Source organism: Streptomyces antarcticus, from assembly GCF_026627255.1.
Lineage (GTDB): Bacteria > Actinomycetota > Actinomycetes > Streptomycetales > Streptomycetaceae > Streptomyces > Streptomyces antarcticus.
Map to the genome: position 1 here is coordinate 120,627 of NZ_JAPNLM010000008.1, position 23,088 is coordinate 143,714.

22 protein-coding genes are annotated in these 23,088 nt (G+C 72.2%); 13 read left to right on the forward strand and 9 right to left on the reverse strand.

The genetic code is table 11. The features are described from left to right. Positions 1-25: 25 nt before the first annotated feature. Entirely contained in the window at positions 26-1,234 is a 1,209-nt protein-coding gene (locus OTB16_RS14795) for a WD40/YVTN/BNR-like repeat-containing protein (RefSeq protein ID WP_267720608.1), read from the reverse strand. 373 nt (positions 1,235-1,607) lie between these two features. On the opposite strand from OTB16_RS14795, the gene ssgD reads away from it, so the two are divergent. Together ssgD and OTB16_RS14805 are read left to right on the forward strand one after the other, a co-directional pair. Then, positions 1,608-2,024 (forward strand): spore wall synthesis regulator SsgD, encoded by a 417-nt coding sequence (ssgD, locus tag OTB16_RS14800; RefSeq protein ID WP_267720609.1) that lies wholly within the window; start codon positions 1,608-1,610, stop codon positions 2,022-2,024. A gap of 251 nt (positions 2,025-2,275) precedes the next feature. Continuing rightward, a complete protein-coding gene (locus tag OTB16_RS14805; protein WP_267720610.1) occupies positions 2,276-3,919 on the forward strand; it encodes an ABC-F family ATP-binding cassette domain-containing protein in 1,644 nt (547 codons plus the stop codon). Between the two features lie 129 nt (positions 3,920-4,048). Here the strand turns inward: OTB16_RS14805 and OTB16_RS14810 are convergent, their stop codons facing one another. Then, positions 4,049-4,522, reverse strand: coding sequence for an ATP-binding protein (locus OTB16_RS14810; RefSeq protein WP_267720611.1), 474 nt, complete (start codon positions 4,520-4,522; stop codon positions 4,049-4,051). Between the two features lie 469 nt (positions 4,523-4,991). Between OTB16_RS14810 and OTB16_RS14815 the strand changes: the two genes are divergently transcribed. The 5 genes from OTB16_RS14815 (at position 4,992) to OTB16_RS14835 (ending at position 8,580) form a co-directional block, all read left to right on the forward strand. Beyond that, the gene (locus OTB16_RS14815; RefSeq protein ID WP_267720612.1) at positions 4,992-5,963 is read left to right on the forward strand and encodes an acyl-ACP desaturase; all 972 of its coding nucleotides are present in this window, start codon (positions 4,992-4,994) and stop codon (positions 5,961-5,963) included. A gap of 72 nt (positions 5,964-6,035) precedes the next feature. After that, positions 6,036-6,341, forward strand: coding sequence for a hypothetical protein (locus OTB16_RS14820; protein ID WP_267720613.1), 306 nt, complete (start codon positions 6,036-6,038; stop codon positions 6,339-6,341). 485 nt (positions 6,342-6,826) lie between these two features. After that, a complete protein-coding gene (locus OTB16_RS14825; protein WP_267720614.1) occupies positions 6,827-7,381 on the forward strand; it encodes a hypothetical protein in 555 nt (184 codons plus the stop codon). A gap of 402 nt (positions 7,382-7,783) precedes the next feature. After that, a complete protein-coding gene (locus tag OTB16_RS14830; RefSeq protein WP_267720615.1) occupies positions 7,784-7,996 on the forward strand; it encodes a hypothetical protein in 213 nt (70 codons plus the stop codon). Further along, positions 7,993-8,580 (forward strand): hypothetical protein, encoded by a 588-nt coding sequence (locus OTB16_RS14835; RefSeq protein WP_267720616.1) that lies wholly within the window; start codon positions 7,993-7,995, stop codon positions 8,578-8,580. Before OTB16_RS14830 ends, OTB16_RS14835 begins: the two co-directional genes overlap by 4 nt. Here the strand turns inward: OTB16_RS14835 and OTB16_RS14840 are convergent, their stop codons facing one another. Both OTB16_RS14840 and ligD read right to left on the reverse strand, forming a co-directional pair. After that, on the reverse strand, positions 8,581-8,838 hold the full coding sequence (locus OTB16_RS14840) for a WhiB family transcriptional regulator (RefSeq protein WP_267720617.1): 258 nt from the start codon (positions 8,836-8,838) through the stop codon (positions 8,581-8,583). It abuts the gene before it with no gap. A 623-nt stretch (positions 8,839-9,461) separates the two neighbouring features. Then, positions 9,462-10,481, reverse strand: coding sequence for a non-homologous end-joining DNA ligase (ligD, locus tag OTB16_RS14845; RefSeq protein ID WP_267720618.1), 1,020 nt, complete (start codon positions 10,479-10,481; stop codon positions 9,462-9,464). A 75-nt stretch (positions 10,482-10,556) separates the two neighbouring features. On the opposite strand from ligD, the gene OTB16_RS14850 reads away from it, so the two are divergent. Continuing rightward, positions 10,557-11,636, forward strand: coding sequence for an ATP-dependent DNA ligase (locus OTB16_RS14850; RefSeq protein ID WP_267720619.1), 1,080 nt, complete (start codon positions 10,557-10,559; stop codon positions 11,634-11,636). Between the two features lie 75 nt (positions 11,637-11,711). Here the strand turns inward: OTB16_RS14850 and OTB16_RS14855 are convergent, their stop codons facing one another. Then, a complete protein-coding gene (locus OTB16_RS14855; RefSeq protein ID WP_267720620.1) occupies positions 11,712-13,151 on the reverse strand; it encodes an NAD(P)/FAD-dependent oxidoreductase in 1,440 nt (479 codons plus the stop codon). A gap of 92 nt (positions 13,152-13,243) precedes the next feature. Next, the gene (locus OTB16_RS14860; RefSeq protein ID WP_420717699.1) at positions 13,244-14,365 is read right to left on the reverse strand and encodes an NAD(P)/FAD-dependent oxidoreductase; all 1,122 of its coding nucleotides are present in this window, start codon (positions 14,363-14,365) and stop codon (positions 13,244-13,246) included. A gap of 65 nt (positions 14,366-14,430) precedes the next feature. Here OTB16_RS14860 and OTB16_RS14865 point away from each other — a divergent pair, with 65 nt between their 5' ends. Together OTB16_RS14865 and OTB16_RS14870 are read left to right on the forward strand one after the other, a co-directional pair. Further along, positions 14,431-15,048, forward strand: coding sequence for a helix-turn-helix domain-containing protein (locus tag OTB16_RS14865; protein WP_267720622.1), 618 nt, complete (start codon positions 14,431-14,433; stop codon positions 15,046-15,048). After that, positions 15,045-15,626 carry an NUDIX domain-containing protein gene (locus tag OTB16_RS14870; protein WP_267720623.1) on the forward strand — a complete coding sequence of 194 codons (582 nt, stop codon included), beginning with the start codon at positions 15,045-15,047 and terminating at the stop codon, positions 15,624-15,626. Before OTB16_RS14865 ends, OTB16_RS14870 begins: the two co-directional genes overlap by 4 nt. Before the next feature lie 58 nt (positions 15,627-15,684). On the opposite strand, the gene OTB16_RS14875 is transcribed toward OTB16_RS14870, so the two are convergent. The 3 genes from OTB16_RS14875 to OTB16_RS14885 form a co-directional block, all read right to left on the reverse strand. Beyond that, positions 15,685-17,781: an MDR family MFS transporter gene (locus OTB16_RS14875; protein WP_267720624.1), complete on the reverse strand. Its 2,097-nt coding sequence runs from the start codon at positions 17,779-17,781 to the stop codon at positions 15,685-15,687. A gap of 51 nt (positions 17,782-17,832) precedes the next feature. Beyond that, positions 17,833-19,188 carry a 6-phospho-beta-glucosidase gene (locus OTB16_RS14880; protein ID WP_267720625.1) on the reverse strand — a complete coding sequence of 452 codons (1,356 nt, stop codon included), beginning with the start codon at positions 19,186-19,188 and terminating at the stop codon, positions 17,833-17,835. 181 nt (positions 19,189-19,369) lie between these two features. Further along, entirely contained in the window at positions 19,370-20,356 is a 987-nt protein-coding gene (locus OTB16_RS14885; RefSeq protein WP_267720626.1) for a helix-turn-helix domain-containing protein, read from the reverse strand. 218 nt (positions 20,357-20,574) lie between these two features. Here OTB16_RS14885 and OTB16_RS14890 point away from each other — a divergent pair, with 218 nt between their 5' ends. The 3 genes from OTB16_RS14890 to OTB16_RS14900 all read left to right on the forward strand — a co-directional run bounded on the left by OTB16_RS14890 (position 20,575) and on the right by OTB16_RS14900 (position 23,043). Then, positions 20,575-21,243 (forward strand): helix-turn-helix domain-containing protein, encoded by a 669-nt coding sequence (locus tag OTB16_RS14890; protein WP_267720627.1) that lies wholly within the window; start codon positions 20,575-20,577, stop codon positions 21,241-21,243. A 64-nt stretch (positions 21,244-21,307) separates the two neighbouring features. Next, the gene (locus OTB16_RS14895) at positions 21,308-21,865 is read left to right on the forward strand and encodes a toxin-antitoxin system, toxin component (RefSeq protein ID WP_267720628.1); all 558 of its coding nucleotides are present in this window, start codon (positions 21,308-21,310) and stop codon (positions 21,863-21,865) included. Beyond that, positions 21,862-23,043 (forward strand): MAB_1171c family putative transporter, encoded by a 1,182-nt coding sequence (locus OTB16_RS14900; protein WP_267720629.1) that lies wholly within the window; start codon positions 21,862-21,864, stop codon positions 23,041-23,043. The genes OTB16_RS14895 and OTB16_RS14900 overlap by 4 nt, the downstream gene beginning before the upstream one ends. Positions 23,044-23,088 lie beyond the last annotated feature (45 nt).

Here is a 23,088-nt window from a genome sequence, read left to right on the forward strand (position 1 = left end):
GGCCTGGTCACCAGGCCCCGCGGCGTCACTTCCGTTCCAGGCGGGCCACCCGGCCCTTCTCGCCCGCCGCCCAGCAGCCGCCGTCGGGGGCGCAGTCGACCGTGTCGAACGACCCCGCCTCCAGCGGCCGCCAGGTGCGGCCCCCGTCCGCGGTGACGTCCGTGCCCGTCGGCCCCACCGCCAGCGCCGTGTCCGCGCCGTACGGGTACCAGGCCGTACCCGACCGGTACGCCGGGGGCGGGGTCGCCGCCTGGCGCCAGCTGCGGCCGCCGTCGGAGGAACGGGCCGCGGCCAGCGGCGAAGCCTCGCCGGTGCGGTAGTCACCGCCGACCGCGAGTCCCCTCGTACGGTCGCGGAAGGCCAGGGCGAAGACCCCGCGCGCCGGGTCGCCGGCCGGGAGGGTGGATTCGGCGACCCGCCAGGTCAGACCGCGGTCGGCGGAGTGCAGGACCCGTGCGGTCGCCCCGCCGCCGGTGGCCAGCCAGACGTCCCGCGAGCCCGCGGCGGTCAGGCACTGGCCGCTCGCGGCGAAGCCCGCCTCGCCCGGCAGGGCGGACGGCATGCCCTTGTCCGGCAGCACCCGCCAGGTCCGCCCGCCGTCGTCGGTCGCCAGGATGCGGAACCTGCCGTCGACCGGATCGCTCACCGCCAGCCCGTGCCGGGAGTCGAAGAAGGTCAGGCAGTCGTAGAAGGCCCGGGGGTCGGAGTTCCGGAAGGTCTCGGTCCAGGTGGCGCCGCCGTCCTCGGTACGCAGCACCCTGGAGGCCTCGCCCTCGCCGATGGACAGGGCCACCGCCCGCCGGGAGTCGAAGGCCTCCACGTCGCGGAGCTCCAGCGCCTCCGCGACCGCGCCGGGCGGCGAGACGTCCCGCCAGTTTCGGCCGCCGTCCACGGTGCGCAGCACGGTTCCCTTGGAGCCGGCCGCCCAGGCCGTGGTCCGGCTGACGGCGGCCAGCCCGCGGAAGCGTGAGCCCGCGGCGCTCTCGCCGGTCTCCTTCAGCGCCCAGCCCACACCGCGCAGGCCGTACCCCCCGCGCCCGCTCCCCGCCGCCTCTGCCCCGGACGCACCGGACGCGGCACCCGCCAACTCCGCGCCCAGCGCCTCCGCCACGCCGGTCTCCGTGCCTCCGGGCTCCGTACCTCCGGGCTCCGCACCCGCCTGCGCGGGGGCCGCCAGCACCCCCACCAGCAGAGCCGCGGCTCCCACGCCCACCCCAAATCCCAGAAGTCTCATGGCGCCGGAAGCTAACGCACCCCGGAACCGCCGTCCAGGGCGCCTCACCGCCCACCCCGGCGAGACGGCGCTCGGGCGGTGCTCGGGCGGTGCTCGGGGCGGTGCTCAACGGGTGTTCGGGCGGTGCTTGGGCCTGTCGAGTGAGCGGTAACCGGCCCTTTTCAGGCAGTCGCGCGGCCCGTGTCACACACTGCCCGCCCTTCGGGCGTATCCGGCCACCTGGTCACTCTGTGCGATCACACAGGAGACTTCCGGCCAATCGGTGACACAGGTCACGTCACCCTCCATGCACGGAATCGCCGATTCCGGCGTCTACCGGGTTGCCGGGTTCCACCCACAGCCCGGCAGCAGATCCGCCGCAAGGGAGTGTGCCTTGATCACTGTCATCGAGCAGGCCGTGCAGGCCCGTCTGGTCGCCACCGCGCCGAAGGTCGAGACCGTGCCCGTCACCCTCTGCTACGACCGGGCGGATCCGTTCGCCGTCCGCATGGCATTCCCCGCCCCGGCCACCCTGGAGGGCATCGAGATCTCCTGGACCTTCGCCCGCGAGCTGCTGGAGTCCGGGCTGAACCGCGCGTCGGGCAGCGGAGACGTGCGCGTGCGCCCGTACGACGCCGACCGGACGACGATCGAGTTCCACGCGTCCGAGGGGGTGGCGATCGTGCTGGTGGTGACGGCCGACCTGCACCACTTCCTCGAGCGGGCCTCGACCGTGGTCCCGCCCGGCCTGGAGCACCTCTACCTCGACATGGACCACAGCCTGGCCGAGCTGATGCGGGACACCTGCTGACCACCACCGCCGCCGCCGCCGCCCAAAACTCCGGCACTCACGGCCGGCGGCCGCCGGCCCCGCTCTGAATTCGTTTGCGGACGGCTCCGGCCGCCCGTAGCTTCGTAGGCGCCCCATTGCCGCCGAAACGGAGCAGGACATTGCTCGTCTGAGGTTCGAGACACCGACCCGCCCTGGCGTCCGCCGCCATCGTCCGTCCGTCGGCTGTCTCCCCGCGTTGCACGCACCACTCACGCAACCTGGAGGCCTCCATGAGTCATGCCCCTACGTTCATCACCTGCTCCAGCCTCTCCTTCGCCTGGCCCGACGGCACTCCCGTCTTCGACGGGCTGCAGCTCGCCGTCGGCCCCGGACGCACCGGCCTGATCGGGCTCAACGGCTGCGGCAAGTCCACCCTGCTCAAGCTCGCGTCCGGTGAACTCACGCCCACCGAAGGCCAGTTGACCGTCGCCGGTTCGGTGGGTCACCTGCCGCAGCACGTCACCCTCGACACCGCGTTGCGCGTCGACGAGGCACTCGGCATCCACACCGCCCGCGCGGCCCTGCACGCCATCGAGGCGGGCGAGACCACCAAGGCGAACTTCACCGCCATCGGCGACGACTGGGACGTCGAGGAACGGGCCGCCGCCACGCTCGACCAGCTCGGACTGGCCCGGATCGGCCTGGACCGTACGGTCGGCGAGCTGTCGGGCGGCGAGTGCGTGCTGCTGCGGCTGGCCGCGCTGCTGCTCGCCCGGCCCGACGTACTACTGCTGGACGAGCCCACCAACAACCTCGACCTGCGCGCCCGCGGCCGCCTCTACGCGGCGGTCGAGTCGTGGACCGGGGTGATGGTCCTGGTCAGCCACGACCGGCAGCTGCTGGAGCGGGTCGACCAGATCGCCGACCTGCGAGACGGCCAAGTCCGCTGGTACGGAGGGAACTTCACGGACTACGAGGAACTCCTCGCCGCCGAGCAGGAGTCGGCCGAGCGCATGGTCCGGGTCGCCGGGGCCGACGTACAGCGGCAGAAGCGCGAACTGGCCGACGCCCAGGTCAAACTGGCGCGGCGCAAGCGGTACGGCCAGAAGATGAACGACAACAAGCGCGAACCGAAGATCGTCATGGGCGCCCGCAAGCGGGCGGCACAGGAGTCGGCCGGCAAGCACCGCATCATGCACTCCGAGAAACTGGTTCAGGCACGGCAGCGCCTGGACCAGGCGGTGGAGGCGGTGCGCGACGACGACGAGATCCGGATCCGGCTGCCGGCGACCCGGGTCCCGCCGGGGCGGCGCGTCCTGACCCTGAGCGACCTGCGACTGGCCCACGGGGCGGCGGCCGTACGGGGCGAGTGGGAGCTGCGCGGTCCGGAGCGGATCGCCCTGGTGGGCCGCAACGGATCGGGCAAGACCACGCTGTTGCGCACGATCGCGGGGCAGCTGGACCCGGTGTCCGGTGAGGCCGTGACGCATGTGGCGACGCGGTTCCTGCCGCAGCGGCTGGACGTACTGGACGCCAGCCGTTCGGTGGTGGAGAACGTGGCGCGGTTCGCCCCGCAGGCCACGAACAACGTGATCCGGGCGCGACTTGCGCACTTCCTCCTCCGGGGCGCCCGCGCGGACCGCCCGGCCGGCACCCTGTCCGGCGGCGAACGCTTCCGCGCGGCGCTGGCGGCGCTCCTGCTGGCGGAGCCCGCTCCGCAGCTGCTGATGCTGGACGAGCCGACGAACAACCTGGACCTGGCGAGCGTCCGTCAGCTGACGGACGCGCTGGAATCGTACGAGGGCTCCCTCGTGGTGGCGAGCCACGACGTGCCGTTCCTGGAGTCGATCGGGGTCACGCGGTGGCTACTGCTGGACGGCGAACTGCGCGCGACCACGGCCGAGGAGGTCCGGGAGGCGCTGTGGCACGGGTAGCCCCCGACGCGTGAGGGCGTGGCGGGCCCGGGCCCGCCACGCCCTCACGCACCCGACACCCGACAACGCCTGACAACGCCTGACAACGCCTGACAACCAACGGAGAACGTTCGGCCAACGGAGAACGCCTCACCCCTTGGGCTGGCGCGGCAGTAAGGCCCAGGATTTGGTGCCCCCCGTGGCGGTCAGGACGGGGGTGAGTCCCCAGTCCCCGCCGCAGGTCTCGACGGTTGCGGCGAGCAGCCACATCCCGCGGTTGCGCCGGCTCCGGCACTCCTCGCGCGCTTCGGGCGAGGAGTGCGCCGGGTGCTGGTCGTAGACGACGATCCGCAACGCGTCGAACTGCCAGCGGACCTTGAGTACCATCTCGGTGTCGGGTGTGAACCGGTGCGCGCACGCGACGAGTTCGGATGCCGCGAGGGCTGCGGCGTCACGCAGGTCGGACAGGCCGTGCCGGGTGAGCAGGGGCCGGACCACCGATCGCGCGGTGCCCGCGCAGTACGCGCTGCCGTGCAGGCCTATCGAGTAGTTCAGCTTCTCCGCCTCGGGCGGTATCTGCAGGATCTCGCGGACCGGTCTCAGGCCACGGAGAGTGCCCGTCATCGTGCTGCTCCAAGTATGGGTGTGATCGACGGCGGTGTGATCGAAGACCGGTGCGGTCCCGGAGTGCTCGTGCAAGACCACGGCGTCGCCCCGTGTGAGACTTGCGCTACCGACCGTAGCCCAACCTGGTTCTCAGTTCTACTACTTGTGCCACTACTTACTGACTTCTCGTGATATCTCCAGTCAGCCCCGAGCACGCGGAGGCCAGATGCTGCCGATCACCCCCGCCGCGGACGTGATCGAGACCCTCACGGCGCGGATTCGCACCATCAAGTGGACGCGGAGCATCACATTCCGCCATGACTTTGACCCCACACTGCCCCAACTGGGCGCCCTCAAACTGCATAGATAACTGGATGTAACCGGACATACACTTGACTGGGGCTTGGCTCGCCTTGATGTCGCGCTTAACCTACGAGTCCGTAAGCTACGGAACCGTAGGTAATTCGCTTTGCACCCAGGAGTACCCGTGACGATCACCTCTCCCCACCTCGGCAGCTCGGAGGCGTGGACGGACGCCAAGCTGCTGTTCGCGCTGGAAGAAGTGGTCGAAAAGGAGCTCAACCGGCATCTTCAGGTCACCAAGGACTGGATGCCCCACGACTACGTGCCGTGGGCCGACGGCCGGAACTTCCCGGCCTTCTTCGAGGACGGCGAGGCCTGGAACCCAGAGCAGTCCAAGGTCACCGAGATCGGCAAGATCGCGCTGGTCGTGAACCTGCTGACCGAGGACAACCTCCCCAGCTACCACCACGAGATCGCCTCCCTCTTCGGGCGCAACGGCGCCTGGGGCACGTGGGTGCACCGCTGGACGGCCGAGGAGGGCCGCCACGGCATCGTGATGCGCGACTACCTGCTGGCGTCGCGCGCCGTGGACCCGGACAAGCTGGAAGCGTTCCGGATGCATCACATGTCGGAGGGCTTCGAGTCCGACAACCGCCACTCGATGCTGCACTCGGTCGCGTACGTGGCCTTCCAGGAGCTCGCGACCCGCATCTCGCACCGCAACACCGGCCACCAGTCCGGTGACCCGGTCTGCGACCGGATGCTGGCCCGCATCGCGCAGGACGAGAACCTGCACATGATCTTCTACCGCAACCTGCTGGGCGCGGCCTTCGAGATCGCCCCGGACCTCACCATGCAGGCCGTGCGCGACGTCGTGGTCGGCTTCCGGATGCCCGGACACGGGATGCCCGGTTTCGAGCGGATGGCCGCGCAGATGGCGATCGGCGGGGTCTACAACCTGCGGATCCACCACGACGACGTACTGAGCCCCGTGATCCGCTTCCTGAAGGTCATGGACATCGAGGGCCTGGGCCCCGAGGGCCAGAAGGCCCAGGAGGAGCTCGGCCTGTTCATGGACGGCCTGGACTCCGAGGCGCGCAAGTTCGACGAGCGCCTGGCCGCCCGCGCGGCGCGCATCGCGGCCCGCAAGGGCTGACCGGTTTCCGCTCGCCCGGCCGAGTGAAGTCGATTGCCCTGGCAGAGCCGCGCTCTGCCAGGGCTTCTCGTCATGACCTCGCTCCAGGTCGACATCGACCAGCTGACCCGCTTGACCCGTGCCCTGGACTCCTCCCTGGTCTCCCTCCGGGAGGCCCGGCGCGCGCTGGACCACGTACGGGCCGACCAGTTGGGGACCGCGGACCTGGACGCGGCCTGCGACGGCTTCCAGGAGAGATGGTCCTACGGCGCCCGTGAGCTGACCAAGCGCGTCAAGGCGGTACGCGAGGGCGTGGACCGCAGTGCCGCGGAGTACGCGGAGCTGGAGAAGGCGATCCGCGCGGCCTTCCGCGAGGCGGCGGAGGCGTCCGGTGCCTGAGCACGCCGCGCTGGGCTTCGACCCGGCGCCGGGGAGTCCGGCGGCGGTCCTCGCCCTGGCGAAGAAGCTCTCCGCCTCGGCGGCCTCCCTCGGCGAGGCCTCCCGGATCATGAAGTCGCTCGTCGCCCACAGCTCGGCCTGGCAGGGCGAAGCCGCCACGGCGTTCCGCGCCGCCCTCTCGAAGGACCTCCCCCGCTACCTCGGCTCGGCCCACACGTCCCTCGCGGAGGCCGCCCGGCGGCTCAACCTCGTGGCACGACACCCTGGTCGCACACCGCGCGCTGGCGGCCCGGTACGAGTCTCAGGCCGCCGCCGCGAAGACGGAGCAGTCCCATGCGGACGCCCGCCGCCTGGCCCCGGAACACGGCGCGGCGGCCCGCCGGGTCGCCCAGACCCTGGACGCGGCCGCGAACCGGCTGGCGCCGAAGGAACCGGGCGCGATCGGCGCCGGAGTGGCCCTCTTCTGCCCGCCGGCGGGACTGGCGGTGATGCTGGTCGCGGGGGGCCTGTCCTTGGCGGCGCTGACGACGCACCTGGCGGATCCGAAGTTCCGCAAGCCGCTGGTCGACGGCGCGACGAAGGGGGAGTTCGACGCGAACTTCTGGAAGAGCGCGGTGACCCTCCTCGGCGACACGGCGGGCTCGGTCCCGGGCGTAACGGCGGTCGCCACAGGAGCCAGGGCCGGCACGGCGGCGGCCCGCGCGGCGATGACCGCCGCCCCGGAAGCAAGCGCCCTGACGGCCCTCTCCCCGGGCGCCTCGGCGTTCCGAAGCACGACGTGGTCGACGGCCGGCACGCTGCGCGAGGTGGAGAACCCGCTCGCGGCATGGGCCTTGCGAGCGTCGCCGCAAAGCACCAGGGACCGCGTGGGCGTGGGGGTGGCCAGCGCGGGCGCAATCACGGCAACCCTTGACTACACCAGCGACAACGATGCGGTTGAGCAGGGCTCCACAGCAGTCGACGGCGCCCGTGGGGTCCTGGACGAGGCCCCCTCTGCTGTTGCGAAATCCAGCCATTTCTGGACGGTGGTGAGGCCTTGATGTGCGGGAACGACACGCCGCCCCTCTGGTGTCGTCTACCTCCGGGATTCCATGACGTTGGACCCGAAGACCGCGCGGCCTTGGACGCGATTGCTCGGGCCACGGCCAGTCCTGCCGCCCAACGGGAGCTGGCTCAGCTCATGGACGGATTCGACCTGCTCAAGGGGCTCGACGTCGTACACACCGCGGTCGGGTTGCATCCGGACGAACCAGTCGGCGTCTGCACGTCGCTGTTTTCCTTGACCGCAAGGCCTGCTGACGACCCGACCTACAAGTCGCCGTTGCGAGAACCGCCCTTGGCATCTCCCGCTCCACCCTCTGGACCACATCGGCACGGCGTGCATCGACCTGCCTTCATCGCTCCCCTGCTACCTCGTTGCCGGGACCATTGCGCCCCCGGACGTGGAGCGGGAGGTGTTCCAGGCCAGAATCGCGACCTGCCATCCAGCAGGCCAACACCTGCTCGTTCTGGACCTCACCAGCGCGTCAGGCCAGCATCACGAGGCCTACGTCGACATCCTTGAGGCGATCGCCCACACGCTCACCTTCACCGACCCCAATCCCGCTTCCCCCAGCAGCCCGATGACCTCACGCATCTTGGATGTCTGCTTGTGACCTTCCAGCTCACCAAAGTGGCTTGGGACCACCCTCCAACGGCCGCCGGTTACAAGAGACTGGTTCTCCGACGAGCCGTCGGGCTGATCGGCCTTGCCCTCCCTTTGATGCTCACCGCAGCTTGCCTGTGGTTCGACGTCATGAGGCAAGTGGCGTTCATCTTCACCATGTCCATGATCGGCTTCATCAGCTGGGTTCCTTGGATGGCCATCGCGTACTGGCGTCGCCTCCGCGTGGCGGCGGTCCTGCAGGCATACCCCTGGTGCGAACTGCCGTGCCTGCACCCTCCCCGCGCGACGGGAAGTCCCGCGACCATCGCCATCCCGTTCCGCGAGGACTTCGCGCCGACGTTTCGGATCGGCCCCTTCCCCATCGCGCTCGCGGAGCGGGAGAACGACCACCCGGACAGGATCTGGTTCGCCGGAGATCCCCGCTTCGGCGGGGTCGTTTCTCCCGTCGGGGGGCACTATCCCGTGCGGGTCGTACCCGACAAGGTGCCTCCGGAGGGGTGGAGCGGTGGGGATGACGGGCTTGCGCTGCGGGTCGGGCTGATGCGGCGCAGCGGGAAGGGTACGCAGACCTGATCAGCGGCGGCGCGGGCGCAGCATGAGGCGTTCCGACTCCGACAGACCGCCCCAGACGCCGAAGCGCTCGTCGTTGTCCAGAGCGTATTCCAGGCACGCCGCCCGTCCCTCACACGCCCCGCACAGCCGCTTCGCGTCGCGCAGCGACGAGCCGGGCTCGGGGAAGAAGAAGCCCGGGCCCGTCTGGGCGCACAGCGCGAGCTCGTACCAGGCGGTGGGCGTGTCAGTGGTGGCAGCGGTGGTGGTGTTCATCGACATGCGGAAGATACTCACCGGCGCGGATGGACGTCTGATCAACGACCGATCAATCCCCGGTCGCCGGCTGCCTCCAGTGCCCTCGCCGAGCATGGCACCCCCTACTGACAGCGGCCGTCCCACAGGGTGCACGACCGTGCGTTCGGAAAGACGGCGGAATGGCAGACGGACGCGTGGAACGCGGCAACCAGACGCGACGGACCGTGCTCGACCGAACGATGAGCGTCGCCTCCGTGGACGGACGGGAAGGCCTGTCCCTCGGCAAGATCGCCGCCGATCTGGGCCTGAGCAAGAGAGGCGTCTTCGACCTGTTCGGCTCCCGGGAGGACCTGCAGCTCGCCACGGTCCGCGCCGGGGGGCGGCGTCCGGTGCGTACGGCCGGGGGCGCGGCGCGGACCGCTGCCCGGCGGACCACGAGGCCGAGCGGCACATTGATCAGGAAGATCGCCCGCCAGTTCCGCGCCTCGACGAGCAGTCCGCCGATGCCGGGCCGACGGCGGCGGCGAGCCCGCCGACGGCGCCCCACTCCCCCAGAGCCGCACCATCGCCGTGTTGTTCTGCGCGCCCTGCCCGGTCGTGGCGATGCCGAGACTCCGGGGGAACGCGTCAGGGAAGCGGGTGGCCCGTCAGGGGTCGCGTTTCGCGCGGCTCGGCTGTACGCGCTTCGGCTCTCCCGGCATCTTCGGGTAGTCCGGCGGGTAGGGCATGTCCCCCAGGCCGTGGTCGTGTTCGTCGCGTTCCGCGAGCTCCAGTACGGCGTCCAGGACGAAGGCGTGCTCGTCCATGTCCGCGTGCAGGTCGCCCAGTTCGGCGAAGCGGGCCGGCATCGTCACGATGTCGAAGTCCCGGGGCTCCGCGTCGTCCACCTCGTCCCAGCGCAGGGGCGCCGACACCGGGGCGTGCGGGCGGGGGCGGACGGAGTAGGCGGAGGCGATCGTCCGGTCGCGCGCCGTCTGGTTGTAGTCGACGAAGATCCGCTCGCCCCGCTCCTCCTTCCACCAGGCCGTCGTGACCTTGCCCGGCATCCGGCGCTCCAGCTCACGCCCCAGGGCGATCGCGCACCGCCGCACCTCCGTGAACGTCCAGCGCGGAGCGATCGGCACGAACACGTGCAGTCCGCGGCCCCCCGAGGTCTTGGGCCAGCCGCGCAGGCCCAACTCTTCCAGCAAAGCCCGGAGTTCATGGGCCGCTGCCACGGCGTGGTGGTAGTCGGTGCCCGGCTGTGGATCCAGGTCGATCCGCAGCTCGTCGGGCCGGTCGGTGTCCTCGCGCCGCACCGGCCAGGGGTGGAAGGTGAGGCAGCCCAGGTTCGCCGCCCACAGCACGGCGGCGGGCTCGGTCGGGCAGATCTCGTCGGCCGAGCGACCGCTCGGGAAGGCGATGTGGGCGGTCGGAATCCAGTCGGGCAGGTTCTTCGGCGCCCGCTTCTGGAAGAAGGACTCGCCCTCCACCCCGTCCGGAAACCGCTCCAGCGTCGTGGGCCGGTCGCGCAGGGCGCGCGTGATGCCGTCCGCGACCGCGAGGTAGTACTCGGCCACGTCCCGCTTGGTGAGGCCGCGCTCCGGGAAGTACACCTTGTCCGGACTGGACAGGCGCACCGTCCGTCCGCCCGCGTCCAGCTCGATCGCATTCCCGGCAGCACCCATGAGCGCCACGGTAGGCGGGCCCGGACGGGTGCGCACACCGGGCGGGCCCGGACGGGCCGACGCACAATCGGAGGCATGGATCTGCCGGTCATGCCGCCCGTGAAGCCGATGCTCGCCAAGTCCATGGCCAGGATTCCGCCCGGCATGCAGTACGAGGCGAAGTGGGACGGCTTCCGCGCCATCGTCCACCGTGACGGCGACGAGGTCGAGATCGGCAGCCGAACGGGCAAGACGCTGACCCGGTACTTCCCCGAGCTGGTGACGGCCCTGAAGGAGAACCTGCCCGCCCGCTGCGTCGTGGACGGCGAGATCGTGATCGTTCAGGGCGGGCGGCTCGACTTCGACCGGCTGACCGAGCGGATCCACCCCGCCGCCTCGCGCGTGAAGCTCCTCGCGGAGACGACACCGGCCGCCTTCGTCGCCTTCGATCTGCTCGCGCTCGGTGACGAGGCGCTCCTCGACACCCCGCTCGCCGAACGCCGGACCACACTCGCCCAGGCACTCTCCACCTCTCGGCCCCCCGTTCACCTCGCGCCCGCGACCACCGACCCCGCGCTGGCGCAGGAGTGGTTCGAGCGGTTCGAAGGCGCCGGGCTCGACGGGGTGGTCGCGAAACCCCTCGATCTCCCCTACCGGCCCGACGCCAGGATCATGTTCAAGATCAAGCACGAGCGTACGGCCGACGTCGTCCTCGCGGGTTTTCGTTTCCACAAGAGCGGTCCGATTGTCGGATCGCTCCTGCTCGGCCTCCACGACGCGCACGGCGTCCTCCAGCACGTGGGCGTCTGCGCCGCCTTCCCCATGAAACGCCGCGCCGAGCTGATCGAGGAGCTCGAACCGCTGCGCATGCCCGACCCCGAGGAACACCCCTGGGCCTCGTGGGCCGAGGAATCCGCCCACGAGAGCGCCCGGTTGCCCGGCGCGCAGAGCCGCTGGACCGGCAAGAAGGACCTGTCATGGGTGCCGCTGCGCCCCGAGCGGGTGATCGAGGTCAAGTACGACCACATGGAGGGCGACCGCTTCCGGCACACGGCCCAGTTCCGCCGGTGGCGGCCCGACCGGCTGCCGGAGAGCTGTACGTACGGGCAGCTGGAGGAGGTCGTCCGCTACGACCTCGCCGAGGTGCTCGGCCCGCCGCCGGCCACCACCGGGTGACCTCGGACGGACTGCGACCCGTCCGGCCCCGTCCCGGCGCGCCCCGCCCCGACGCGCCCCGTCCCCGTCCCCGCCTCACCCCGAGGTGAGCTTCTCCCACTCCGCCCGGTCCGGCCCCACCTCGTTCGGCGCGTAGTCCGGCCGCGCCGCCAGCCACCGCGCCACCCGGGCCCGGATCTCCGGGTTCGCGTACGCCCGCTCCGGCGGGTCGGCCAGGTGGCGGACCCTGGCCCGCGCCCGCATCACCTCCGGGTCCTCCAGGGCGCAGGCGAACAGCGCGGCCACCTCCCGCGCAGTCCCCGTACGCCCGGCCCGGGTCGCGAAGCGCTCCCCGATGGCCGAGTCGGCGACCACCTGGAAGTCGAACCACGGCTTCAGCGTGCGGACGGCCCAGTCGTGGTGCTCGGCGGCGAACCGCTCCGATCCCGGATCCCGGTGCGCCGTACGGGCCACCCTGCGCGCGGCCCAGAGGGCGAGCGAGGTGCCCTGCCCGAGGGTCGGGTTGGTGTGCGCGACGGCGTCCCCGACCGGCACCAGCCCGCTGGCCACGGGGCCCAGCTCGTCGACGAGCGCGCTCCACCGGTTGTCCAGGCTCGCGGTGGCCAGTACCTCCGACAGGGGTTCGGCGCCCAGCTCCAGCCAGGCCCCGCCCGGCGGGAAGGCGCGGGCGGCGGCCTCGAACACGTCGGGATCGCGCAGGGCCGAGCGGGTGGCGTCGGCGGTGTGCACGAACAGCGTCACCGCGAAGACCCCGTTGTCCGCCGGGAAGACCGCGCACCCGGCGAAGGAGCCGCCGGTCACTGCCCAGGGCCGGCGCGGCCCCTCCGGCATCCCCTCGGGCAGCCGGTACCAGCGGCAGAAGTACGCGAGCCCCGTGCGATGCCGTTCCACCACCGGTGGCCGGCAGCCCGCCGCGGCGAGCCGGCGCTCGGTGCCGCCGCGCCGGCCGCCCGCGTCCACGACGAGGTCCCCCGTGTAGCTCCCGGCCTCGGTGGTCACACCCGTCACGCGGACGCACACGCCCGGGACCGGGTCAGGGTCCGGGTCCCCACCCGCGCCCCGCTCCGCGGCCCCGGGGGCCGTCGTCAGCCCGGTGACGGGCTCCCCGTACCGCACGACGACCCCCGGTTCGGCGCGCAGCGAGGTGCTCAGCGCGCTTTCCAGGACGATGCGCCGGGCCTGGAGCATGACGATGTCCTCGTCGCCGGGGCGCGCGGGCGGACGCTCGTCGAACCAGTCCAGCTCGTGGCGTTCGCGGGCCCCGAGCCGGAGCATCTCCTCGTACACGTCGGGCAGGTCGTCCCGCAGGACGTTGCGCGCGGCGCCGAGCAGCGCGTGCGGCTGGCTCGCCTGGGGGACGGTCGGCCGCCGCCAGCCGAAGAAGTCACGGTCAAGGGCGGTGCCGGGGGCGCGGGTGTCACGCTCGAAGAGCTCGGCGCTGTGCCCCTGCCGCGCGGCGAGCAGGGCCGTGGCCAGACCGCCGACCCCTCCGCCGATGACCAGCACATGTGCCATTGCGCCCCCTCGAGTCGATGAACCGTACGACGATCACACCGCTCAAGCCTGCACGAACGACACCCGACCGAAACCAGCACGGTTGTCCGACATCAGTTCGTACGTCCGACCGCGCCACTCCGCCGTGCCCGCCGGTCCTCCGCCGCCCGCCGGAACTCCAGCGCCCGCCACGTCTGCGCCTCGATCAGGTCGGTGTTGATGGCCACCGCGGCCCGCACACCGTGGGCGGCAGCGCCCGCGAGCTTCTCCAGCGGAGCCGCCACGTTGCCCGCGACCCAGACTCCCGCGAGCGCGGTGGCCCCCGTGGCCGGATCGGAAGCGACACTGGTTCCGACCACCCGACCGTCCCGCGCCACGGGGTCCGCGGACAGCCCGAGACTGTTCAGGACGCCGGACCGGGCGGCGGAGACCGGCGCCACCACGAGGGCCCGGCACGCGGCGGAGCTCCCGTCGGCCAGCGTCACCCCCGTCAGCCGGTCGTCGTCGACGACGAGGCCGGTCACCTCACCCTCGACGACCTCGACGCCCCGGGCGGCCAGCAGCTCCCGGTCCTCGGCGGTCGGCGGCCAGGTGTGCGCGAGCAGGGTGATCCGCTCGCTCCACTGCCGCCAGAGCACCGCCTGGCGCACCGCCGACGGGCCGTCCGCCAGTACCGCGAGCGGCTGGTCCCGGACCTCCCAGCCGTGGCAGTACGGGCAGTGCAGCACGTCCCGCCCCCACCGCGCCCCGAGCCCCGGCAGCGCCGGAAGCTCGTCCACCAGGCCGGTGGCGACCAGCAGCCGCCCGGCGCGGACCGTGGAGCCGTCCCCGCAGCGGACCAGGAAGCCCCCGTCGGGCAGCCGGTCGGCGGCGACGGCCGTGCCGGACCGGATCCGCCCGCCGTAGCCGGCCACCTCCGTCCGGCCCCGTTCGAGCAGATCGGCGGGGCTCGCGCCGTCGTGCCCGAGGTAGCCGTGCAGGTGCGCGGCGGGCCCGTTGCGGGGGCTGCCCGAGTCGATGACCAGTACCGAACGGCGCGCGCGGACCAGGGTGAGCGCCCCGGCGAGCCCGGCGGCGCCGCCACCCACGACGACCACTTCGTACCGCTCGGCCTGATCCGGCTGATCCGGCCTATCGGGTCGATCGGGTCGATCGGGTCGATCGGGTCGATCGGGTCGATCGGACTGCTCGGCGCCGACGGCCCGGCCCGTCGGCGCAACGTGTTCTTCGTCCATACCGCGAGCGTGCGCCGACGCGCGCCCGCTTGACAAATGATGTTGCCGATGCGGCAAATGGAGCCATGGCCACCGAAGCCCAGGACCAGGAACTCGCGGGCGTGCTCAGCGCCGTGGGGCCCCGGCTGCGCGCCCTGCGCCGTCTGCGCGGCACCACGCTGGCCCAGCTCAGCGAGGCCACCGGAATCTCCCTCTCCACCCTCTCCCGGCTGGAGTCCGGCGGGCGACGGCCCACCCTCGAACTGCTGCTCCCCCTCGCGCGGGCTCACCGCGTGGCGCTCGACGAGCTGGTCGGCGCCCCGGAGACGGGCGATCCCCGCGTCCGCCCCCGGCCGTTCGTCCGGCACGGGACCACCTACGTGCCGCTGACCCGCAACCTCGGCGGCCTGCACGCCTTCAAGCAGATCCTGCCGGCCACCGAGGGCCCGGCGCCGGAGCCCGAGTTCGGCGTGCACGAGGGGTACGAGTGGCTGTACGTGCTCTCCGGGCGCCTGCGGCTGCTGCTGGGCGAGTACGACCTCGTCCTGGGCCCCGGCGAGGCCGCCGAGTTCGACACCCGCACCCCGCACGCCTTCGTCAACGCGGGTCCGCGGCCCGCCGAGTTCCTCAGCCTCTTCGGTCCGCAGGGCGAGCGGATGCACGTCCGCGCCAGGCCCACCACCCCGACGGAAGGACGCCCATGAGCACCGCCGACGAGCACCCCGAGTCCCAAGAGCACCGTGCGCATCCCGAGCACCCCGAGCACCCCAACCACCTCCGGGGCCCCGAAGCCGGACCCTCCCCGCACCACCAGCGTGCCGCCCCGCGGCCCAACGCCGTCGTCGGCGTCGGGCTGGTCGTGGTCGGCGAGGACGGCCGGGTGCTGCTCGGCCAGGCGCACGACGGACACTGGGAGCTGCCGGGCGGCAAGGTCGACCCCGGGGAGGGCTTCGAGCAGGCGGCCGCCCGGGAGCTCGCCGAGGAGACGGACCTGCGCGTGGCCCCCGAGGGGGTGCGCGTGCTCGCGGTCCGGATCGACGACGCGTCCGGCACGACCCGGCTGACGGCCGCCGCCGTGACCACCACCGCCCGGGGCGTCCCGGCCGTGACCGAGCCCGACAAGATCGTCCGCTGGCGGTGGTTCGCCCCCGCCGAGATCCCCACCTCCCTCTACGCCCCCTCGGCGGCAGTCCTGCGCACCTGGCGACCGGAGCTGACGGCGCTGCCGCGCGTGCCCGCGTACGACTACCCGCTCCGGGCGCAGACCCCGGACACGGCCTGAACCCCGGAATCCCGGAAAGCCGAAGCCCCGAAGCAAGGAACCCCCCGCCCCGCCCCCGCTACCCCCGCAGCGCCGCCCTCGGCGCGAAGTTCCCGTCGCCCAGGTCCTCCGCCAGCAGCCGCTTGGCAATCGCGTCCGCCGCCACCCGCAGCTCCGCGCTCCGCGGCCGGCCCCGGTCCTTCTCCAGCTGGTCGCCGAGCCAGCCGGCCCACGCCGCGGAGATGACGTCGGCCTCCCGCCTGCCGGCCGGGGTGAGCGTGAAGAAGGATCCCTCGCGGCTGAGGAAGCCCTCCTCCGTCATCCGGTCGAAGACCGGGAGCAGGACCTCCGGCGGCAGTGACCTGCGTCCCGCCATCAGGCCGAGGCTGGCGTACCCGACCGTCCGGGTCATCAGGTCGACCTGCATGACCACCCACGCGCCCGCCATGTCGAGCCGGGTGTCGGAGGCGTGGACGATCCCGCGCGCCGTGTCCGGCCCCATGGTCCGTACGAGCTTGCCGACCGCCAGCTCCAGCAGTTTGGCGGAGTCCCCGGAGGCTGTGGCCGGCGAGCCGAAGCCGTCGCCCATGTCGGTGGATCCGGCCCGGGCGGTGTCGCGCAGGTGCACCTGCTTGAGGAAGAGCGCGACGACGAATCCGACCGCCGCCACCGGCACCGTCCACAGGAACACCGTCTGGAGGCTTTGCGTGTACGCGCCGATGACCGGACCGGCGGCCGCCGGGTCGAGCCCGTGCACGCCTTCCGGGCTCTGTGCGGCGGCGCCCAGCCGCGCCGGGTCGGTCCCGGTGGCGCGGGCCGCCTCCGCGACGGCCTTCTCCAGCGCGGGCTCCAGGGTGTTGGCGTAGATCGTGCCGAAGACGGCGGTCCCGAAGGCGCTGCCGAGGGTGCGGAAGAAGGTGACGCCCGAGGTGGCCGTGCCGAGGTCGGCGTAGTCGACGGTGTTCTGCACGGCGATCGTGAGGACCTGCATGGACAGGCCGATCCCGACGCCGAGGACGAACATGTACGTCGATTCCAGCCAGACGCCGGTCTGCGGGCCCATCAGGGACAGCAGGTAGAGGCCGACGCCCATGACGAGGCTGCCGACGATCGGGAAGATCCGGTACCGGCCGGTCTTGCTCACGACGTTGCCGCTGAAGACGGAAGCGATCAGCAGGCCGATGACCAGCGGCAGGGTCCGTACACCGGAGACGGTGGCCGAGTCCCCGTCCACGTACTGGAGGTACGTCGGGAGGAAGGTCATCGCGCCCAGCATCGCGAAGCCGACGACGAAGCTGAGCACCGAGCAGACCGAGAAGACGGGGTTGCGGAACAGCCGCATGGGCAGCATCGGTTCGGCCGCCCGGGTCTCGACCAGGCAGAACAGGGCGAGGGCGAGGACGCCGCCCGCGAACAGCCCGATGATCACGGGCGAGCCCCACGCGTACTCGTTGCCGCCCCAGCTGGTGCCCAGGATCAGGGCGCTGGCTCCGATCGCGACGAGCGCGATGCCCAGGTAGTCGATCACCGGGCGTCCGGCCGCGCGCACGGACGGGATGGTCTTGGCTGCCGCGACCACCACGAGGATCGCGATCGGGACGTTGACGTAGAAGCACCAGCGCCAGCTGAGGTGGTCGGTGAAGAGTCCGCCGAGCAGCGGTCCGATCACGGTCGCGACGCCGAAGACGGCGCCGATGGCGCCCTGGTACTTGCCGCGTTCGCGCAGCGGGACCACGTCGGCGATGAGCGCCATCGAGGTGACCATCAGCCCGCCGGCGCCGATGCCCTGCACGCCCCGCCACAGGATGAGCAGGGTCATGTTGCCGGCGAGTCCGCACAGGAAGGAGCCGGTGATGAAGATGACCGCGGAGACCTGGAAGATCAGTTTCCGGCCGAAGAGGTCGCCGAACTTGCCGACCAGCACCGTCGCGACGGTCTCCGCGAGGAGGTAGGCGGTCACCACCCACGACATGTGGGCCGCGCCGCCGAGGTCCGCCACGATCGTGGGCAGCGCGGTGCCCACGATGGTCTGGTCGAGGGCCGCCAGCAGCACGCCGAGCATGATGGTGCCGAAGATGACATTGCGCCGCCGCCGGTCGAGCACGGGTGGCGCCGCGGCTGCGGCGGGGGCTGTGGTCACATCTCGCACTTTCACAGCGCCCCCGGCGCCCCGCATGCGGCAAGCCGCCGTACGGGTGAGGCCGCGTCCCTCCCCCGCGGGCGGGCGTCAGCGCAGGTAGGCCAGGCCCGGGTGGACCGCCGCGTACGCGTCCACGAGCCGCCGGGCCACCCCGACCGAGTCCACCAGGGGATGCAGGGCGAAGGCCTTCACGGCCGCAGCCCGCGAACCGCCCGCCGCGGCCTCCAGGACCTCCCGCTCGACGGCCTTGACCGCCGTCACCAGGCCGACCGCGTGGAGCGGCAGCGGGGTGACGCCGACCGGGTGGGCGCCGTTCGCGTCGACCAGGCAGGGCACCTCGATCACGGCCTCGGCGTCCAGGACGCGGAGCGTGGAGCCGTTGCGGACGTTGAGGATGAGCGTGGCGCGGTCGTCGCGGGCGATGGCCCGCATCAGGGCGAGGGCGACCTTCTCGTAGCCGCCGGACTCCAGGTCGCTCTCGTCGCGCTCGCCGACGCCGGCCGCCTCGCGGTTCTCGGCCATGTACGTGGCCTCGCGCTCGGCCCTGGTGCGGTCCCAGGCGGCGAGCGCGGCTCCGGCGCTCTGCCCGGTCCGGCCGGCCTCGGCGTAGAAGCCGCGCTGCTGGTCCCGCAGGAAGGCGCCGCGGGTCTGCTTGGCCTCCTGGTAGGCCCGAACGGTGTCACGGTTGAAGTAGTAGTAGTGCAGGTACTCGTTGGGGACGGCGCCGAGGGCGCGCAGCCACTCGGCGCCGAAGAGCCGGCCCTCCTCGAAGGACTCCAGGGCCTCGGTGTCGGCCAGCAGCCGCGGCAGTTCGTCGCGGCCGGCGACGTGCAGCCCGCGCACCCAGCCGAGGTGGTTGAGCCCGACGTAGTCGATCCAGGCCTCCTGCGGGCGGGCTCCGAGCAGCCGGGCGAGTCGCCGGCCGAGGCCCACGGGCGAGTCGCAGATGCCGATCACCCGCTCGCCGAGCTCCTCGGCCATGGCCTCGGTGACCAGCCCGGCCGGGTTGGTGAAGTTGATGACCCACGCCTCCGGGGCCACGCGGGCGATCTCGCGCGCGATCTCCCGGGCCACCGGCACGGTCCGCAGGCCGTACGCGATCCCGCCCGCGCCCACCGTCTCCTGGCCCAGCACTCCCTCGGCCAGGGCGATCCGCTCGTCCGCGGCGCGCCCCTCCAGGCCGCCGACGCGGATGGCCGAGAACACGAAGTCGGCGCCGCGCAGGGCCTCGTCGAGGTCGCGCGTCGCCGTGACGGCGGGGGCGTCCGGCACTCCGGCGGCCGCGGCCTGGCCGGCGAGGACACGGGTCATGGCGGCGAGCCGGCCGGGGTCGTCGTCGTAGAGCGTCACGTGGGAGACCCGGCCCTCGGCGTGGTCGCCGAGCAGTGCGCCGTAGACGAGCGGTACCCGGAACCCGCCTCCTCCGAGGATCGTCAGCCGCACGTCCGAACCGCCCTTCACCCGTAGCCGTACCGCGCCGGACCCGGGGGTGTCGTCGCGCCCGCTCCTGCCCCGCGGGCGAACGGAACGACCGGGACTGCGCCTCCGGGCGCGGCCGGTGCCACGATCCGTGGCATCCCCGCCGCGCGGACGCGCCGCGGGGACACCAGTCTGCCCGGGCCGGCTACTCCCCGAGCGACGGCACGGCGCGCAGTCGCACGCCCAGCGGCGGCGCGAGCCCCCCGCCCCGGGCCGGACCGGCCGGGGCGCCCTGCGGGGCGGACAGGATCAGGGTGATCCGAGTCAGCCCCATCGCGTCGAGCATCCGGCTGCTTTCGGCCACCATCCGGCAACGGACGAGACCCCGGCGGGGGTCGGGGTGGCGCACGGTGCGCACCGCCCCGTCCGGTTCGGCGGCGGCCGCTCCGTGCGTGCTCAGCCAGTGCGGCACGCCGTACCGGTAGGCGGCTTCCATGAACGGGTCGCGGGCCACCTCCTGGCGGATGCTGCGCAGCCCCTCGTCGTCCGGGGCCGCGGCCAGCGCGGTCGCGAACCGGGCCAACAGCGGCACGCACCAGGCCGGTTCGTGGTCTTCCAGCACTCCGGCCGCGTCCGGGTGGAACAGCACGAAGCGCAGGAAGTTGTCGTCCGGCAGGGCCGTCGGGTGCGGCCGAACGGACTGGAACAGCTGGTCGAAGGCCGAGTTGGTGAGCGCGACGTCCCAGCGGTGGTCCACCAGGAAGCTGGGGTAGGGCACGGACTCCATGAGTGCGGCGTAGTCGCACAGGTAGTCGCGCTGCGCCGGATCCTCCGGCAGCCGGTTCTCCTCCGCGGCGCGCCACGTGGGCGGCGGGTCGCGGTCGACCATCACGCGGAAGAGCCAGAAGCACTGCCGCTCGCTCATCTCCAACGCCTCTGCCAGGGCCAGCAGTTTGCGGTCCGTCCACTCCTTGACGAGCCCGCGTTCCCAGTTCCCGTAAGCGCGGACGCTGATGCGCAGCCGCGCGGCGAGATCCTCCTGGCTCAGGCCCAGTTCTTCGCGGCGCTGGCGCAATATCTCCTTGCGTCGCTCTGACCGCACGGCGCCGCGTGCGGACTCCTCGCCCGCCAGGCGCTCCTCACCGGCTCGGGCGAGGCCATCGGACGGGCCCACCGCTGCGAGATGTAGCACCGAGAGCTCCCCCTCCTCACGGTCTGGATCTTCATTTCCGTGTGGCGATCCTGCTACCGAATTCATTCGAGTGTCAACTATCGTGGCAATTCCAGCCTCGCGACAGCTCATTCCCGCCACAGCTGTGGCACGTTATAGCCCTTCGGGGCCCGAACGGATAGATTCCAGATGCCGACCATGTGCCCGAACCGACTTCGCGCGATCTAGGAGAACCACTGGTGACAGACGGCTTCCCGGCTCCCGTCGCGGTGGCCCACGCACCCCTGGCCGCCACCGTCACACGCGTTGCCGAACTCGCGAGCAAGATGGGCCGCGACCCGAACCAGGTCTTCGACCTGCGCCGGCTCTCCGAGGCCTCCGGCGTGCCCGCGGACGTGGTCCGGATCCTGCTCGACGGCAGGCCCGCCGGCGAACCCGACCTCCAGACCCGCTTCCTCCAGCGCCTGGACCTGCTGCGGCGCACCCGGGTCAAGCCCAACGGCCGCCGCTACACGCAGCAGGAGATCGCGGACGGCGCGGGCATGTCCCGGCAGCAGGCCGGAGCCCTGATCAACGGGGACCGCCGCCCCACGATGGAGCACTGTGACGCGATCCAGCGCTTCTTCGGGGTGCACGCCGGATTCCTCACCGCGCACGACGCGGACGCCCTCACCGACGCGCTCCAGCGCACCGAACAGCAGTTGCTCCAGGACTTCGCGGGGCGCGCGCGGGAAACAGCACCCGTCGCGGCCGCTTCGGCGGGCGATCCGCTGGCAAGACTCCTCCAGAATCACGGCGTGCGGGGCATCGCCTGGCGCGCCGCCCAACTGCCCAGCGACAAGCACCGGGACAAGGTGACCGAATGGCTGGACATGCTCCTCGAAAGCGTCAAACCGAATGAATCGTGACCCAGTCGAAAACCTGGGCCTGATCCTTGAGTCCTGATCCGGATCCGCGCCGACGGGGAGAACGGTGAGCATAGGCAGAGAGCAGCGGCGGCTGTGCGGGGAACTGGTGGCCGGCATCCGGCTCGCCGCCCCCGTGGAACCCGTGGACCTCTACGCCGCCCTCTGCGAGGGCATGAGCAGACACCGCGGCCGCCGGGTGGACTTCCGGATGGCCTCGTTCCCGCCGGGGACGGCCAGCGGTCTGTGGCTCGACATGGCGGACCGCGATCTCGTGGTCATCGAGGAACGCACCGCACCCGACCACCAACTGGTGATCCTGGGCCACGAGCTGTGGCACATGAAGGCCGGCCATTGCAGTCACCACGTCGACGGCGCAGCCGTCGCCGCCCGACTCCTGTCCGACGAGGCGGACATCGGCGAAACCATTCGCCGCGTCGCGGCGCGCACGCGCGCCGATGTCCAGGAGGAGACCGAGGCGGAGACCTTCGGCTTGCTGCTGGGCAGCAGGTGCCGAACCTGGCTGGCCGGCTCGGCCGGCCACCGGGCCCCGGCCCAGCGTGATCAGTTGGCGGGCCGCATCGAGGCCTCGCTCGGATACCGGGGGCACAGGAACGACCGTTGAACGGCAAGGACTACTACATACCGGCAGCCGCGATGGCAATCGCACTCGCCTTCAAACTGCCGGCCCTGCGGCACAACTGGCGCGATCCGCTGCTGCGTTCGGTCTGCGCCCTGCTCACCCTCGCCAGCGCGGTCTTCACCTTCGCCGCCCCGCCCACCATCGCGGCGGTCAACCGCTGGACCGGGATCAGCAACGTCTCGGCCCCTCTCGTCTACTGCCTGATCACCGCCTTCAGCGCCTCGTGCCTGGTCCTGGTCGTCAACTGGCGCGGCGGCCCGCCCGAGCGGACCCGGCGGGTGTCGCGGCGCTGGATCACCGGCTACAGCATCATCGTCGTGGCCCTGATCGTGCTGTTCGTCCTGGGGGACGCCCCGGTCGAGCGGCTGCGGGACTTCGACACGTACTACGCCAACACCCCGTACATGCGGCAGATGATCGGGCTCTACCTGTTGGCGCACCACGTCGCCGCGGTCGTGATGGTGGCGATGTGCTGGCGCTGGTCGCTCCAGGTGCGCGGCTGGCTGCGCATCGGCCTGGTGATCATCGTGTCCGGCTACGTCTTCAACCTCACCTATGACGCCACGAAGATGTCGGCCGTCGTCGCCCGCTGGCTCGGCCACGACCTCGACGACCTGAGCACCTACGTCGCCCCGCCGCTCGCCGCGCTGGGCGCGCTGATCAGCGCGTTGGGCTTCGTGGTCCCGCTGGTCTGCCAGCGGATGTCCGACAACTGGCAGACCTGGACGACGTACCGCAGGCTCGGAGCGCTCTGGCAGGAGGTGCAGATCTCCGCGCCGGACGGCACCCCCTCCGTCCGGATGTCCTGGTGGGCGGCGGCGGAACTGCGCGTCATCCAGCGCGAGTCGGACATTCACGACGGGTTCCTGAACCTGGGGCCGTACTTCGACCGCGGCCTGCGCGACGGCGCCTACGAGAGCGCCGCCGCGGACGGCGCCGACGAGGACACCGCCCGCGCGGTCGCCGACGCGGTCATGGTCACGGCGGCCGTCCGGGCCCGCTCCGGCGACCCCGAGGGCAACGTCGTCATCGGGGCCGGTGAGGAGATGGTGCCCGACACCTCCGACGGGCCGCGCGACCTGCTGCGGATCTCCCACGCGCTGCGGCACTCGTCGGCGGTTCAGGCGGTGCGGCAGCGGACGGCGCTGCCGGCCGGCTGACGGGGGTCGACGGGGCGGAGCGTTGCGGGGCGGGAGTACCGCCTG